Source organism: Paraburkholderia bengalensis, assembly GCF_037126505.1.
Taxonomy (GTDB): Bacteria; Pseudomonadota; Gammaproteobacteria; order Burkholderiales; family Burkholderiaceae; genus Paraburkholderia; species Paraburkholderia bengalensis.
In genome coordinates, this window is record NZ_JACFYJ010000015.1 from 1 (window position 1) to 14432 (window position 14432).

Genomic DNA, 14432 nt, shown 5'->3' on the forward strand with positions numbered 1-14432 from the left:
TGCTGGTTTCCGACTTCGACAATCAGATTCTCAGCTGAATCCTCCACCGCCTTCAATCCTTCGCCCCAATCCCCCGTACACCACTTTCGACTTTAGCTCCAAGGTCGATTTCTCCTGGCTATGTACCGGGTTTCGAACAGAACAGTAACCGCCGAATCCATGCAAACCTGATCATTGCCCGTTTAAAAACGTTCGCTTTACGAGATATCAGGGGGATATCTCATGCGACTGTTATCGATTGGTGGGACTGCGGTGGGGGTAGCGGTAGGTACACTGCGACGTTGGCATCGGCAGGGACTACTGATGCCGTCTTGCCGGACAATCGGCGGGCATCGGCGGTACCAGCACGATACTGTGCAGACCCTGGCCGGCACCGGGCCTGCCGCAACCGGCAAGACGGTCTGCTATACGCGTGTTTCCTCACACGACCAGGCGGAACAACTCAAAACGCAGGCCGCAAGACTCAAAAAGCACTGCACTGACGCAGGCATAGCGGATATCGAGGTGATCACTGACCTCGGAAGCGGGCTGAACTATCGCAAGAAGGGACTGCAACGGCTGCTGGTTGACATTCTCCGTGGCCGCGTTGCACGGCTGGTGTTGGTCACCAAAGACCGACTGCTGCGTTTCGGTACCGAGCTGTTGTTCCGTATCTGCGAATTCTTTCACGTCGAAGTCGTCGTACTGGACGCGGTCCCGGACGTAAGCCGCGAGCAGCAGCTACCGGAAGACCTCGTCGAGATCCTGACTTTGTTTTCGTCGCGGCTGTACGGTTCACGCAGTCGAAAGAACCTGCGGGCGCTGGCGGACTGATGCAGTCGACAACCCAGAACCGCTCTGACAGTCCGCGAAGTCGGGCTGTAAGCTGGCAATGCCAGCCGTTTACGGTTTACTGACACACCAGCCCGCCTGCTGCAGATAGGATTCAAGTGCAGCCTAGCAGGCTGTTGAAATTGGAAGCGATGTAAACGGGCTTTGAGCGCCGAGCGTTATGGATATTGTGTTCATGACAGTGGGCGATAAGTGCTATGCGCGGGATGGATGAGATGCAAGAGACGTTGTTCACAACAGTCAAACTGGAAGACTTTGTCCCTGCGGATCATCCGTTGCGGCCGATCCGGTTGCTGGTCAATGATGCGTTGAAGCGGCTCAATGGGCTGTTTAATGTGATCTATGCGGACAGCGGGCGGGCTTCGATCGCGCCGGAGAAACTGTTGCGTGCGCTGCTGTTGCAGGTGTTCTATTCGGTGCGAAGCGAGCGAATGCTGATGGAACAGATGCGTTACAACCTGCTGTTCCGTTGGTTCGTCGGGCTGGCGATCGAGGACGCCGTGTGGGACCACTCGGTGTTCTCGAAGAACCGCGACCGCCTGCTGGAGCATGAAGTCGTCGAAGCGTTCTTCACGGAAGTCATGAGTCTGGCCGAGAAACGGGGCCTGCTCTCGAAAGAGCATTTCTCGGTGGACGGCACGCTGATTCAGGCATGGGCCAGTCACAAGAGCTTCCGCGCGAAGGGCGGCTCGGACGATGGACCGCCGGCAGGCGGCGGACGCAATGCAGACACGGACTGGAAAGGCAAGCGGCGCAGCAATGAGACGCATGAGTCGAGCACCGATCCGGATGCGCGCCTGTTCAAGAAGAGCAGGAAGAGTCCGGCCATCCTGTGCTACCACGGACATATCCTGATGGAGAACCGCTCTGGACTGGTGGTGGGCGCTGTGGTCAGTCATGCGGATGGTTTCGCCGAGCGCGCGAGTGCCTTGCGACTGCTCGACTGCGTGCCGGGAAGTCATCCGAAGACAGTCGGCGCCGACAAGGCTTACGACACGTGCGACTTCGTGAACGATTGCCGGACTCGCAACGTGACACCGCATGTTGCGCGCAACGATGAGCGGCAGGGTGGCAGCGCCATCGATGGCCGCACGTCGCGGCATGCGGGCTACCGGATCAGCCAGGTCATCCGAAAGCGTATCGAGGAGCACTTCGGCTGGAGCAAAACCGTCGGTCGGATCCGGCAGACGGTCTATCTCGGCATCAAGCGCGTCGACCAGCACTTCAAGTTGACGATGGTTGCGAGCAATCTGACCCGCATGGCCCGAATATTGGACGCGGTGCCGCAAGGAGCCGCGCAATGAGCCGCCGGGATGTGTGCGCAACCCGGCGCGATGCTGCCACGCGCGAGCGGAGTATCGGCAAAATGCACGGCGCATCGGGAATTCAGCGGCAAATCGCATGGATAACCTGCGAAAACATTGCTTTGGTCATTACGACAAGTCGCTTTTCAACAGCCTGCTAGGCTTTCTCAAGCACCGGTGGCTGGTGTGTATCCCCATCGGAGTTTCTTGCCAGAAACGCACTATAGAGGTCGCGCTGAACGCTTCCTCTACCGTCACCGAACACGTGCTTCCGCTGGCTCAGCGGCTTTTTCCTGGACGTGTCGGTCGTATGGTCGTACTGGCTGGTCTTCAACTGGCCCACATCAATGATTTGACGCTGCCCGCCAGCTCTTTCAGCCTTTCGGGTCAGCTCGCTCATGAAGTGTCCAGGTGCACGGACGCTGACGCTGCGTCCGTAGCATCTTTGCAGGGTTTTCGGAGAGACGCCATCATCGCGCCATATCCTAGCCTTGCTGAGCAGGAAATTCGTGTCGCGCCCGTGCGCCTGCCTGCGCACGTCCGCCTCATACCGATGCACCTCTGCGAGTCGTCGCTCGGCTTTCGACTGCCGAAGCGCGCGGACCCAGTTACGGCAGCCCTTCTTCGCGCGACCATCGGGATGGTAGTTAGCGGGATTGTTCGCGCGGCGCTGCCGGTCGATGTGCCGCTGCAGGCGACGGATCTCGTCGTGCGGACGGTCGACCTCGGGCGCGAAGCGCTGCTGCAGGCCGGCTTCTTCACCTGTCACCCACGCGATATTCGACGGACCGTTTCCATTATTGAAATTGGACCGACTATTTTCTAGCTTCTTGAGGGTCGTGGCTGAGTGGTGCGAGGAACCATTCGTCGCCCAATTTTTAACCAGTGATTGGGCGGCGAAGATTCATGCTGCTGAGGGAGAAAACAATGCTGCGAACTGACAAAGAGCCATCAATCAAATATCGGCGCGTATTCGATAAGTCTGCCTCCGTGACGCGTGTCACTGCGAAACAGCTGAGCAAGGTTTGGCTCGAACGTAAGCGACAATTGAGGGAGAAGCTCGCAAGTCGTATCGACGGAACGGATAGTACCTGCGACTGAGGCTGCACGCGGTGAGTGCGTGCAGTACGCCCGGCTTTGAACGTACGCACTGTCTGCGGGCTAGGCGAGCGTCGAGCAGTCCGCCCATTACCGTGTACGAAAAAAAGCGACGATTTGCATCGTCGCTTCGAACTGGCTCATTTTTCCGTGCGGCCTCCGGGGCGATACGGGCCCCGGTACCGCTCTGCATGCGCGTCAGCCGTGTGGTTCTTCTTACAGGCATTAACAAAATGACGTTTTCCGTCGTCTCCAGCAGATGATGCAGCATGCGATTTTCATGAAGGCTTCGTGGATGAATGCAAGACGTTCGAAGCGGATGCGCAGCCGTCGAAAGTTGTGAAGCCAGGAGATGGTGCGCTCGACGACCCAGCGGGTTTTGCCCAGTCCGCTGCCGTGAGGTTCGCCTCGTCGGGCGATTTCAGTGTCGATGCCGGCAGCGTGTAGCGGACGGCGGTATTTGTCGTGATCGTAACCTCGGTCGCCTTGAACGATCCGGGGTTTCGAAAGCGGGCGGCCAGGTTTGCCGGCGATGCGCGGGATGGCGTCAACCAGCGCGTGAAGCTGGGTGACATCGTGGCGGTTGGCGCCAGTGAGGATTACCGCGAGCGGGATGCCTTGCGCTTCTGTGATGAGGTGGTGCTTTGAACCTGGTCGCGCACGGTCGGTGGGATTGGGTCCCGTTTTTGACCCGCACCAACCGCGCGGATCGAGGAGGAGTCGACGACCACGCGCGACCAGTCTATGCGGTCCGCTTCGCGTAGCTTTGCAAGAAGCAGTTCGTGCAGTCGGTCCCAGACGCCGGCGGCCTGCCAGTCGCGCAGACGGCGCCAGGAGCTCATGCCGCTGCCGCAACCCATCTCGCGTGGCAGCAGGTCCCAGCGCAGGCCAGTCTGCAGGATGAACAGGATGCCGGTGAGCACTGCCCGGTCACCGAGTGGTTTGCGTCCGGGGTAGCGTGAACGGCGTGGTTTGGGTGGGGGCAGCAGGGGTTCAATGAGTGCCCACAGCTCATCATCGAGTATCGGCTTGGCCATGTCCTTTCCGTTACCGAAACAATGATGAAGTTAACATCAATCGCTGCGAGTTAACAGCCCCTGCATCATTTTGTTAAAGGTTCTTAGAACGGGATTTCCTCGAGTTCGTCCGGGTCATCGGTTAGCGGCCGTTCTGTGAGCAAAGCGTCGAAAACGCTGAATCGTTCTTCGGCGGGAAAGGTCGAGCCGTCCGTCAGCCGCGCCAACCTGTCTCGTCGAGGAAGCAGCTCGTGTGAGTCCGGCCGACACACCGCATCTCGGATGATTGCTCCATCGACCAGGCTGTTAAACCGGTGCACCGCCAGGCAGCACCGGTCGCTCGCGATAAAGAGCACGGGAAGCTCAGTATCAAACTCGAGAAGATAGCTTGCAAGTCGGTTCGCGTCCAACCGGACCGTACCTGACGCGAGTTCTAGCACGAGGACTGGTGCCGCATGCGGCCGTTGTACCACAGCAAGTGAAGGGGCATCGTGCCTCAAATATGGCGCGCATTCGGTTATCCATGCGTCGGGTACCTTGATGGCGACATGTTTCCGATACGTGGCAGTTTGCAAAGACGAAGGAAGCTGCGTATCCCTGACCAAGTAAGCCGTTCGGTTCGCGTATTCGCTCGCTCTGATTTGCTCAATGGCCTTGGAAGTTTCCTTGATCCATTTCGTGATTCTTGCGGGTGCCTCAAGCTTCGTGCTTCGAACATCCAGCGCGAGCGACAGCATCCGGTCGTACGATGCGTTCAGGTCCGTCGACCACTCCGTAGCATTCTGCCTCTGCGGATTCAGCTTTTGCGAGTCGTGTCGAGTGTGCGAGATGGTTGTCGTTTCCGCACCGTCTACGGACTTTTCTTCGAGGGCGGCCTCGACCAACGCGGCGACGCGGCACATATCCTGGAGGAAGATGGGGGCAGCCTCGGCATAGGCGTCGAAAACGTCATCGTCGGACCACTGGCAACGTTCTTCAATGTCAGTGCGGCGACGTTTGAGGAATTCGAGCGCCGTCGCGGGTGTGAGCTGCTGCCAGGCAGCGAGATATCGTCCGTCGGTCGATGCGACGGCTGTCACTTCATTCTCCAGTTCGGTAAGTAACTCGGCCAATGTGATTTCCTCGGGAACCGGCAGGTCGAATTCTTCGGCGTATTGCATGTTGTTGTGTCCTGTTTGAGGTGAATCTCTTATAGCGTCGCTTTTTAGCCTTCATGCGAACCTCCCTCGGTCTGTAGAGGAGACGCGCGGATGCGGTGCTCGCGCGGCGACGGTTCATATAGCGAATCTCGTATAGCGATCGGTTTAGCGGCCATGAGGAAGGATTCGCGGCTGCGCGCCATGCCGCCGGAGTCTGGTTGGCGTCAGTTGTTTGCACAATTCAGGATTTGGTCGACCGTCAGCGTGTGTACCGAAGAGGGGAATGGTGCGCCGACGCGAGGGGCCGTTGTCGTCCGGCAGGTCATGCGTAGACGGGCAAGCGTGGGCGGAGAATCCGCTCATTTTTGAGCGGGTACTGCCCGGACTGAGCGGATTCCTTGAACATGCGCGGTTACGGGCGAAGTTCGTCCGTCGCACGCTGCATGTGGGGGAACGCGGCCCCCGCAGTCCCGCTCCGCGAGTGATCCGTCACGAGCGCGCGAGCGCACCCGGCCGCGTGTTGGGAGTTGCAGCCGTAGGTCTCGCGGGCACAAAAGGAATGTTCGAGACGCGCCGCAATCCACCGATGTGAAAGGCCAGAGTCGGTCCGGGGCAGGCTTGCCGTGCGCCTGAGAGCGCTGGCGCTCATCGGGCTGAAATTTTTTCGACAACTCCGTCCACTTGTCCACAGATTCTGTTTGCAACACTGTGGATAACTTGTCGGCGACTTCGGCAAGTCCTTGATGTTAAAAGCTGTCGGCAGCGTGGTCTATGTTTCGGGCGCGGCGACGCACCTCAGCGTGCTATTCAGTTTGCACAGGTAGACGTTTTCTGCAACGTTACGCCGACAGAATAGCGAGCGCCCCGCATGTTCGTCTGCCGAAAGGTGCCGTGGCGTTGCAGCCGTCAGCGAGGGCTACGGCCAGCGTCGTATAGCAGATTAGCACGGTCATACGGCGAGCGCGATCAGCGTCTCCAGGGATTCATGTCTTCGACGCGAACATGCATGTCGGACTTCACCGATTGAGCTAGCTCCCTAACCGATATTGTTTTCGCGCGGACAAAGACGTCTCCGTCTGTCGTCAAATACCAATGAAGCCGTGTCCCCGGTCGCAGACGAAGTGCTGCACGGACTTCTACCGGCACTATGGTCCGTCCCTTGGATCTCACTATCGACTCTGCCATTTCTCAGTCCTCCACCACTGTAAGGCGGCATGCGCATCCAAGATTTGCTGAACCCGTTGGCTCAGTCCTGGGGGGTGCCGCAGTGCCGGACGAGGGCATCTATCTCGGAGGCGAAATCCCCTCGAAGGACGCCACTACCTCTTGCAAGTTCGGCCCCGCTCGGTTCGCCAGTCGGTGCTCATATGCCGCGATCCGATGGATGACGTCGACGACGCTATTCACTCCGTCCACGCGAATGCGGCGTGGCGATGCATGGCGTCCGGCCGGCGTATCGAGAGTCACGAGGGCGATATCATCTGCGATCTTAAGGCTTATCCGCGCTTCGAGCATCGACGAAATCACTTTCGGCTATGACCGCGAGGCACTGGATACGGCGCTGGAAGCCGGGATTGCGCTAAGCCATTCCCTCGCTGCCTGTCGCTCCTATGCCGCTTTCGTGGCGAGCGTGCGCATGCGAGTTAGGTTGTAGGCTGCCTGAGTCAACAGGAAGAGCTGGTCAACTCGTTGCAGGCCCCGAAACATCGCCTGCCGAATTCTTCCCACCGTCTTGCTCCAGCCAAAGACCTGCTCAATGCATTTGCGCTTGCGCTGACTGACGGCATAGCCGGCCCAGCGCGTTGTGCGTCCGTCGATGGCGGAGCCACCCGCGCGGCCATTGTTTTGCGCAACATGTGGCGTCACGCCGTGTGCGCGGCACGTCGCCACGAAGCCGGCCGTGTCGTAGTTCTTGTCTGCACCTACCGTAATCGACGTATCGGCAAACTGCGCGGCGTCCGCAAGCATTTCGGCTGCTGTGTCCCGCTCGGCTGTGCCATTCGCCTGCGTCACCTGTGCGTTCACAACGAGGCCGTGTCGGTTATCAGTCAGCACGTGCCCCATGTAGCAAAGCATCGCGCCCGTGCCACGACTCTTGCGAAACAGCCGGGCCTGACTGTCCGTGCTGGATTCATGCGTGTCGTTGCTACGCTTCTTGCGATGCCAGTTCTCGTGAGAGCCGGCACCGCCGTCAGGCGGCGAGTCGTCATCCGACTTCACCTTCGGCACAAAGCTCTTGTGTCCGGCCCAAGCCTGAATGAGTGTGCCGTCGACGCCGAAATGCTCGCCCGACAGGTGGCCACGCACGCGTGCTGTCTCGACCGTCTCATTGAACAGACTGACCATGACATCATGGGCCATCAGTGGGTCGCGGTTCTTACTGAAGGTGGAGTGGTCCCAAACAACATCGTCCATCGCCAGTCCGACGAACCGGCGGAACAGCATGTTGTAGGAGATTTGCTCCATCAGCATGCGTTCGCTGCGAATCGAGTACAGCACTTGCAACAGCAGTGCGCGAATCAGCTTCTCCGGCGCGATACTTGGGCGTCCGCCCTTCGCGTCGCTCTCGTACATGCGCGAGAAGACCGAATCCATGCGAGTGAGCGCTTCGTTCAACCACAGCCGAATCGGTCGCAACGGGTGATTGGCCGGAACGAAGTCATCGAGCCTGGACATCGTGAACATCGATTCTGTGTAGCCGTCCGCTCCGCGCATCGCTTTAGTCTCATCGTTGTTCGATTCTTCATTTCAACGTTTACCCCTCCCGCGCGGATGACGTGCGCGGGAGGTATTTCAACAGCCTGCTAAAGGTAAGAAACATGCATTTTACTGGGTTTGCAAGGCGCGGATACTGTGCTAGAAGAAGCGGGAACAGACGCTAATCCCTATGTGATTCGACAACCAGAATGTGGTTGGGGAAGGGCGCAATGGGGTCTCGCTATAGCGCTTACCATAATGGCCCTTGTTGGCGTTAGCAGTCGCGCTCGGGTTTCAGAAGGCGGCGAGCGCCGAGAGGGGGGACGCTCTCTTGGGCATCTCACCCCCGTCAATGGAGACTGTCGCCCCTGTCAATTACAAGCGACGCGATGACAAGCGCCTCACGTCGCAACACAGGATTTGATTTTTGTGCCTATTAAAACCAACAATAAATAAAGTTTGTTCGTCCTTTTACATCAATTGACAAAAGCATATGCGGCATTGACAAGAAAATAGGTAGATCCGCTTCCTGTTTTTACCGAATGGCGATATAGTCGGCAAATTGTTCTGTGGTTGGCGTCCATCGTTAGCGGCCGACAGCGGCTGATTGGCGCTGAGAGGCGCGAGCCATAAAGGTGTACCGGTCATCGTTACGCAGGTGAGCATCGGTCGGCGTATCGTCTGACGCACAGACACAGCCCCTCCCATCGTGCCGAGCACTTTGAGGTTCATCGTTATCCGTTCTTCTCGCTTCGAATGCCTATTACCCAAAATATCTTGCGGCGCGCAGTGCAGCGTTCGCCATTACGAAAAAGCTTTTCACCGCTGCCTGGTCAGAAGACAGCATTTCTGTGCCATAGCCACGTCGACCGGGACTTGGCGGAAGGGTTGCAACAATTGTTGAAGGAAGAAGGCTGGAGTCTGTACATCGACTGGCAAGACCATAGCATGCCGCCCGTTCCCGACCGGGAGACGGCTCGAAAAATTCAGTTGCGCATCAGTGCGTCCGACTGGTTCTTGTACCTCGCAACGGAGAATTCAGCTGGATCACGATGGTGTCCGTGGGAAATCGGGATCGCAGATGGCAAGAAGGATCCGAGCAGGATCGTTGTGATACCGACGGAGGACGATCGCGGCCGACACTATGGCAACGAATACCTGCAGCTCTACCGGCATCTGGACCCGACGAGCTTGGGGCGTTTGCAGTTTTTCGAAGCGGGTTCACGGCAGGGGCGTGGTTTGAGTTTTCTCTGAAGCTACAAGCAGGGGCGGAGCCCTGCTAGTTTGATAACAACAAGTCATCAAGGTCACGAAGATGGAATTTGGCAGAGAAATCGAAGCGTTCGTCAAGGAATTCGTTCAGGACATCGGCAATAACACGGCGGCAGTCTTCGCCGGTGCGGGAATGTCAAAATCGGCGGGTTATGTTGACTGGCCCGAACTGCTGCGTGATATCGCTTTGGAGGTGGGTCTGAAGGTCGAACGCGAGCACGACCTGATTTCACTCGCGCAGTTTCACGTCAACCATCTCAAGGGGCCTGCAAAGCTTGCGAGAAAAATCCTCCAGGAGTTTTCTGAGCAGGCCGAGGCGACCGAGGCGCACCAAATCCTTGCACGGCTCCCAATCGGGACCTACTGGACGACGAATTACGATTCGTTGATCGAAGATGCGCTGAAAAAGGCGTCCAAAGTCGCTGACGTCAAGCACAACATTTCGCAGTTGAACACGACACGCCCGAAGCGGGACGCCGTTGTTTACAAGATGCACGGCGACGTAACAGTGCCAGCTGATGCCGTGTTGTACAAGGAGCAGTATGAGCGATACTACGAGAATCATGCACCTTTCGTGACGGCACTCAGCGGTGATCTGGTATCGAAGACGTTCCTGTTCATCGGATTCAGCTTCACCGATCCGAATCTCGACTACGTACTGAGTCGCCTGCATACCAAGACAAAACGCGATCATTATTGCTTCATGCGTCGCGAGACAGGTACAGCCGGCGACGATGAAGAGCTTGTCAGGTACAAGGTCAGAAAGCAGGAGTTGCGAATAGACGATCTGAAACGCTTCGGGATTCAAACTCTGCTTGTCGAGGATTATGCCGATATTCCCAAGATCTTGAAGGAAATCGAAGCTCGGTTCTTGAAGAAGACGGTGTTTTTTGCAGGCAGTGCGGAACAATATGGCGCCTGGAACCGAGACGAAGCACTCGGGTTCATACATCAACTTTCGGCCAAACTGGTGGCGACGAATTTTCGCGTGGTCAGTGGATTCGGATGGGGGATCGGAAGCGCTGTTATCAACGGGGCGTTGGAGACAATCTACACCAACCCGGAGAAATTCTCCGAAGACCAGCTGATCATGCGACCGTTTCCGCAGATTGCGAGCAGCTCGACCGACCTCAAAGTGCTGTGGGAAGAATACCGCCAGCGCATGCTTTCCCTTGCAGGGATTGCTATTTTCGTATTTGGCAACAAGCTCGACCCGACGACTCCCGGCGCGGTCATTTGCGCAAACGGCATGATCAGGGAGTTCGAAATCGCTGTCGAGAAAGGCATCGTACCGATTCCGGTTGGAGCAACCGGCTTCGCCGCGAAAGAAATCTGGGAGCGGGTGATGGGCAGTCCCGCGACCTACTATTCAGGGCTCGACTGGTTGATACCCCTGATTGGCGAGCTCGGAGACAGCAGTTTGAAGCCTGAAGACCTTGTTTTGAAAGTAGTCAATATTGTTAAGACCTTGGGAAAATAACCATGACCAAACGCCAGATTTTCTATAGCTTCCACTTCGACAATGACGTGATGCGCGTGCAACAGGTTCGGCAGATGGGTGTCGTTGAAGGCAATGAGCCCGTTACACCGAATAAGTGGGAAGAGCTCAAGAAGGGGAAGAGTGGTGTGGAGGACTGGATCGACGACAACATGAAGGGTAAGTCGTGCGTGATCGTCCTGATTGGCGAGAAAACGGCTTTCCGGCCTTGGGTTCAATACGAAATCAAGAAGGCATGGGCCGACGGCAAAGCGCTACTGGGCATCTACATACACAATCTGAAATGCCCAAATAACGGAACTTGCTCACAGGGTACAAACCCCTTTGACCAGATCACTTTTAAGCGAAATGGCATAGTTGTCGGAAAGCCGAGCGTCTATAACCCCAAAGCGAGCGATGCCTACGGGGATATCAAGGCAAACCTGTCGAAGTGGATCGAGGCAGCAATCGCCGACCAGTCGAAATAACGCGCACGGATCCAGCAAATAGGGGGAGTGGGAGCAGGTCGCGGTCCGCCACCTCGACGCATCGAGTTTCTTGCTTGCTCGGCGGTACACGCGAGCTGCTGGATACGGAGCACAAAGAGCTGCTCAAGGCGATCCGCCGCCAGCAGCGCCAGCTCGATACACGTCGCGAAAGCCTGACAGAGGTCGCGGCCGACCGCCTGCGGATGCATCCGCAACACGAGGCGAAGCTTCGTCGCATCACGCATCGCAGTGGCGTGGCATTAGCGCGCCTGCAGGAAAAGCGCGCCATTGTCGAACGCCGCCTCGCGGCGAACGTGCCGGGCATCTGCTTTGGCACGCGCAAGCTGCTTGACCAGTAGCAACACTTGGCGGTCTCGGATTTCAGGGACCATGACGCATGGCGGCTAGCGTGGCAGGACAGTCGCTCCCATCAGATCTTGTTCGTCGGCTCGAAGGACGAGACGGGTGACAACCAGCTGTGTCAGCTCCGCAAGGTTGCAGGCGGTCAATACGATCTCAAGATGCGGATACTGGATCGCCTGCGTAGCAAGGGCGAGCGCAAGTACCTGACCATTGGCAATTTGGACTTCAATCAGGACCGCGTGGCGCTGGCCGAGGCACTGGATGCGAACGTCACGTTAACCTCGCGTCTGCACTGGGAAGGGCAGCACTGGCGGGCATTTGTCTCGTTCGATCACGCGCCGGCCCGACGGGTGACGCTGGACGTGCAGCATGGTGCCGTGGGGGGCGGCTTCAACGTTGATCATCTGGCGGTCGCCGAGACTGATCCGTTCGGTCACCTGTTACGCACGAAGCGCTTTGCACTGCTTCGGGAAGACGCCACGTCGGGCCACCGCGAGGCGGTGCTTTCCGATGCGCTATCGGCGGCGGTGGGGTGGGCGAAGGATGAACTGAAACCCCTCATCGCAGAAGAGCTCGATTTCGCGGCAAAAAAGAAAGCATGGCGCAGCTCAGCCCGAAAAGAGCACGGATGCTTTCTGGGTTTCGCTATGCAAAATACCGGCAACTGCTCAAAGCGAAGTGCTTCCGCGCAGGTGTCGAACTGATTCTGATTGATTCGGGCTATAGGTCGACCGTCGGTGCGGCGAAGTACGCATCGCGACGAGGCTGGAGTGTGCATGCTGCCGCAGCGGGCGTTATCGCCCGCCGCGAACAGAAGTTGACTGAGCGTTTGCCTCACACCGATACGGTTGTCCGTGTACCGGTGCGGGGCCACCAGTACGCCCACGAGCTACCTGCAAGGAAAAGCGGGGATTCGCGTGTGACCGGCTGGCGCAGCGTTCATGCAGCGTGTAGAGGTGTGGTGCGCGAGCGCTGGCTCGCCACACGGCGCGGCTTGCCGCGCCGGAGTGCGAAAGGCACCACTGGTAATGGTGGAAACACCGTTCCCCTCAGCAGGGGCGACCGTTTGCCCTGCGATGACAAACTGCATGAGCAGATTTGTACATTTTCAAACTAACGGCAGGAGGCAGTGATTACTCAGGCAAAAGGTTTCTCAGCCTGATGGAGGCGCATGCACTCTCGAAGAATTCCAATAAATTGCTCCGCTGTGCGCGACTGTACCGAAAATTTCGCACAAACAAGATTGACATTGAAGCTGATTGTTGCCGCGAGCGGCCTGACTACCAATCCTGCCCAAAGATCGTTGGCAACAGAGAATTCGTCAACAATTGCTACGCCGAGTGCGCGTTTCGCGAGCGCGCATGCGAGTTCAGCTCTGGGAACATCGATGGTAGGCGTGATGTCGACCCCGTGCGCTTCGAGCGTGGAGCGAATGAGCCTGCCAAAGGCGATGCTCGGAGACAGAAAGATCGTCTTGTGCGTACCAAGATCGTCAAACGTGATAGTTTTGCGGGCTGCCAGAGGATGATTATCTGGCATTGCGCAGACCATTTTCCCAGTTCCGAGTTTTTCCACAGTCAGATTCGGGTTGTTCAGCGGTAGTACCGTGACCGCAAGGTCGATTTGTTTGCTAAGCAGCTCATTTGGAACGTCTTTTGTAAGCGTGGTGTGGAACCTGATGCGAGTCTTGGGGTTGCGCTGGGTGAAGAGCTCGATAACACGTGGCATCAGGCTCAAGCCGAGACTTGGACTGCAGCTAACGCCAATTTCGGTGGTAGATCGGCTCGCCAAATGTTCCACAAAGCGATCGACGCTCAGAGCCGCATCGTATACTTGCTGTACTTCTTCGAAGAGCGACGTCGCGGCTGACGTAGGAAGAAGTTTGCCGCCCGTTCGCTCAAACAGTTTGATGCCCAGACTCGTCTCGGTATGATTAAGTAGCCTGCTGACAGCAGGCTGCGAAACATATAGCATGCGCGCCGCGCCACTTACTGTGCCGGTGAGCATCACGGCGCGAAATACTTCCATCTGTCGCAACTTGAATTTCACCGAGTCTCCCTCGTTTGATTTTGTTGTTGTACGCCGCTCATCCATAACCGGTCAACCGGTCCAAAATGCTCCAGTGCCCAACGGCTCAAGGCAATCGGGATATTCCTGTATGCCGCCGGCGGTTGTGCCGGCCTTCTGCGTGAGGCTGCCCCATAATCTTTTGGCATAGGTGCATCCATATCGGCATAAATCTTCGGACGACACGCTGCTAACATCCATCTAATCGTTGTGCCGACGTCATTGACAGGTTCGATGAAGGCGGCGGAAAAAATAGAGACAAGCGTATGAGTAAAATCCACATTTTTCGTGTCGATAGCGTGCCGACTATCAGCCGAGGAGGAGGCGTCACAACGACACCACTCGCGACTCAGTTCACGGCGCCGGAATCGCGTTTCACAACCGGTATGAGCGTTTACCCGGTAGGCAAGGGAGCGCCGCTGCATAAGCATAACTGCGACGAACAGGTAACGCTGTTGGAGGGAGTGGGCGAAGTCGAAATCGATGGGAAAATCACGCCACTCAAACAGTACGACAGCACGTATATCCCGGGCGGCGTGGTCCACGCCTTCAGGAACAAAGGGAATTCTTCCATGCGCATCCTGTGGATTTACGCCGCGTCTCGTGTCACGCGAACGTTCGAAGGCAGCGACGAGGAAGTTGAACATCTGTCCGCAAAGGACATGATGGTCAAGACCTGA

The 14432-nt window shown here is 57.3% G+C and carries 13 protein-coding genes; 9 read left to right on the top strand and 4 right to left on the bottom strand.

The window, feature by feature from the left end:
- Positions 1–222: 222 nt before the first annotated feature.
- The 3 genes from H3V53_RS11820 (at position 223) to H3V53_RS11830 (ending at position 2961) form a co-directional block, all read left to right on the top strand.
- Complete coding sequence (locus H3V53_RS11820) at positions 223–813, top strand: IS607 family transposase (RefSeq protein ID WP_336598052.1); 591 nt, start codon at positions 223–225, stop codon at positions 811–813.
- A 215-nt stretch (positions 814–1028) separates the two neighbouring features.
- Positions 1029–2135: an IS5 family transposase gene (locus tag H3V53_RS11825; RefSeq protein ID WP_419539474.1), complete on the top strand. Its 1107-nt coding sequence runs from the start codon at positions 1029–1031 to the stop codon at positions 2133–2135.
- Positions 2136–2232: 97 nt separating this feature from the next.
- Complete coding sequence (locus tag H3V53_RS11830; RefSeq protein ID WP_336598054.1) at positions 2233–2961, top strand: hypothetical protein; 729 nt, start codon at positions 2233–2235, stop codon at positions 2959–2961.
- A gap of 497 nt (positions 2962–3458) precedes the next feature.
- On the opposite strand, the gene H3V53_RS11835 is transcribed toward H3V53_RS11830, so the two are convergent.
- From H3V53_RS11835 to H3V53_RS11845, 3 genes are all read right to left on the bottom strand, one after another.
- Positions 3459–4270 (bottom strand): IS5 family transposase gene (locus tag H3V53_RS11835; protein ID WP_336598055.1). Its coding sequence is split into 2 segments (ribosomal slippage): positions 3459–3922 and positions 3922–4270, totalling 813 coding nucleotides; the frame shifts between segments, so codons are not numbered across the junction.
- A gap of 83 nt (positions 4271–4353) precedes the next feature.
- On the bottom strand, positions 4354–5409 hold the full coding sequence (locus H3V53_RS11840; protein ID WP_336598056.1) for a hypothetical protein: 1056 nt from the start codon (positions 5407–5409) through the stop codon (positions 4354–4356).
- Positions 5410–6996: 1587 nt separating this feature from the next.
- Positions 6997–8103, bottom strand: coding sequence for an IS5-like element ISBph2 family transposase (locus tag H3V53_RS11845; RefSeq protein WP_336598057.1), 1107 nt, complete (start codon positions 8101–8103; stop codon positions 6997–6999).
- Between the two features lie 738 nt (positions 8104–8841).
- On the opposite strand from H3V53_RS11845, the gene H3V53_RS11850 reads away from it, so the two are divergent.
- From H3V53_RS11850 to H3V53_RS11870, 5 genes are all read left to right on the top strand, one after another.
- Positions 8842–9339, top strand: coding sequence for a toll/interleukin-1 receptor domain-containing protein (locus H3V53_RS11850; protein WP_336598058.1), 498 nt, complete (start codon positions 8842–8844; stop codon positions 9337–9339).
- Positions 9340–9400: 61 nt separating this feature from the next.
- Entirely contained in the window at positions 9401–10837 is a 1437-nt protein-coding gene (locus tag H3V53_RS11855; protein ID WP_336598059.1) for an SIR2 family protein, read from the top strand.
- Positions 10838–10839: 2 nt separating this feature from the next.
- Complete coding sequence (locus H3V53_RS11860) at positions 10840–11322, top strand: TIR domain-containing protein (RefSeq protein ID WP_336598060.1); 483 nt, start codon at positions 10840–10842, stop codon at positions 11320–11322.
- Between the two features lie 74 nt (positions 11323–11396).
- Positions 11397–11681: a hypothetical protein gene (locus H3V53_RS11865; RefSeq protein WP_336598061.1), complete on the top strand. Its 285-nt coding sequence runs from the start codon at positions 11397–11399 to the stop codon at positions 11679–11681.
- Positions 11682–11759: 78 nt separating this feature from the next.
- Positions 11760–12389 (top strand): hypothetical protein, encoded by a 630-nt coding sequence (locus tag H3V53_RS11870; protein WP_336598062.1) that lies wholly within the window; start codon positions 11760–11762, stop codon positions 12387–12389.
- 433 nt (positions 12390–12822) lie between these two features.
- On the opposite strand, the gene H3V53_RS11875 is transcribed toward H3V53_RS11870, so the two are convergent.
- On the bottom strand, positions 12823–13734 hold the full coding sequence (locus H3V53_RS11875) for a LysR family transcriptional regulator (RefSeq protein ID WP_336598063.1): 912 nt from the start codon (positions 13732–13734) through the stop codon (positions 12823–12825).
- A gap of 284 nt (positions 13735–14018) precedes the next feature.
- Between H3V53_RS11875 and H3V53_RS11880 the strand changes: the two genes are divergently transcribed.
- Positions 14019–14432, top strand: coding sequence for a cupin domain-containing protein (locus H3V53_RS11880; protein WP_336598064.1), 414 nt, complete (start codon positions 14019–14021; stop codon positions 14430–14432).

What these genes read in the sequence shown, in the direction of transcription:
- H3V53_RS11845 (WP_336598057.1), bottom strand. Translation starts at nt 8,103, where the DNA reads ATGCGCGGAGCGGACGGCTACACAGAATCGATGTTCACGATGTCCAGG.
- H3V53_RS11820 (WP_336598052.1), top strand. Translation starts at nt 223, where the DNA reads ATGCGACTGTTATCGATTGGTGGGACTGCGGTGGGGGTAGCGGTAGGT.
- H3V53_RS11860 (WP_336598060.1), top strand. Translation starts at nt 10,840, where the DNA reads ATGACCAAACGCCAGATTTTCTATAGCTTCCACTTCGACAATGACGTG.
- H3V53_RS11840 (WP_336598056.1), bottom strand. Translation starts at nt 5,409, where the DNA reads ATGCAATACGCCGAAGAATTCGACCTGCCGGTTCCCGAGGAAATCACA.
- H3V53_RS11880 (WP_336598064.1), top strand. Translation starts at nt 14,019, where the DNA reads ATGAGTAAAATCCACATTTTTCGTGTCGATAGCGTGCCGACTATCAGC.
- H3V53_RS11830 (WP_336598054.1), top strand. Translation starts at nt 2,233, where the DNA reads ATGGATAACCTGCGAAAACATTGCTTTGGTCATTACGACAAGTCGCTT.
- H3V53_RS11825 (WP_419539474.1), top strand. Translation starts at nt 1,029, where the DNA reads ATGCGCGGGATGGATGAGATGCAAGAGACGTTGTTCACAACAGTCAAA.
- H3V53_RS11855 (WP_336598059.1), top strand. Translation starts at nt 9,401, where the DNA reads ATGGAATTTGGCAGAGAAATCGAAGCGTTCGTCAAGGAATTCGTTCAG.
- H3V53_RS11850 (WP_336598058.1), top strand. Translation starts at nt 8,842, where the DNA reads ATGCCTATTACCCAAAATATCTTGCGGCGCGCAGTGCAGCGTTCGCCA.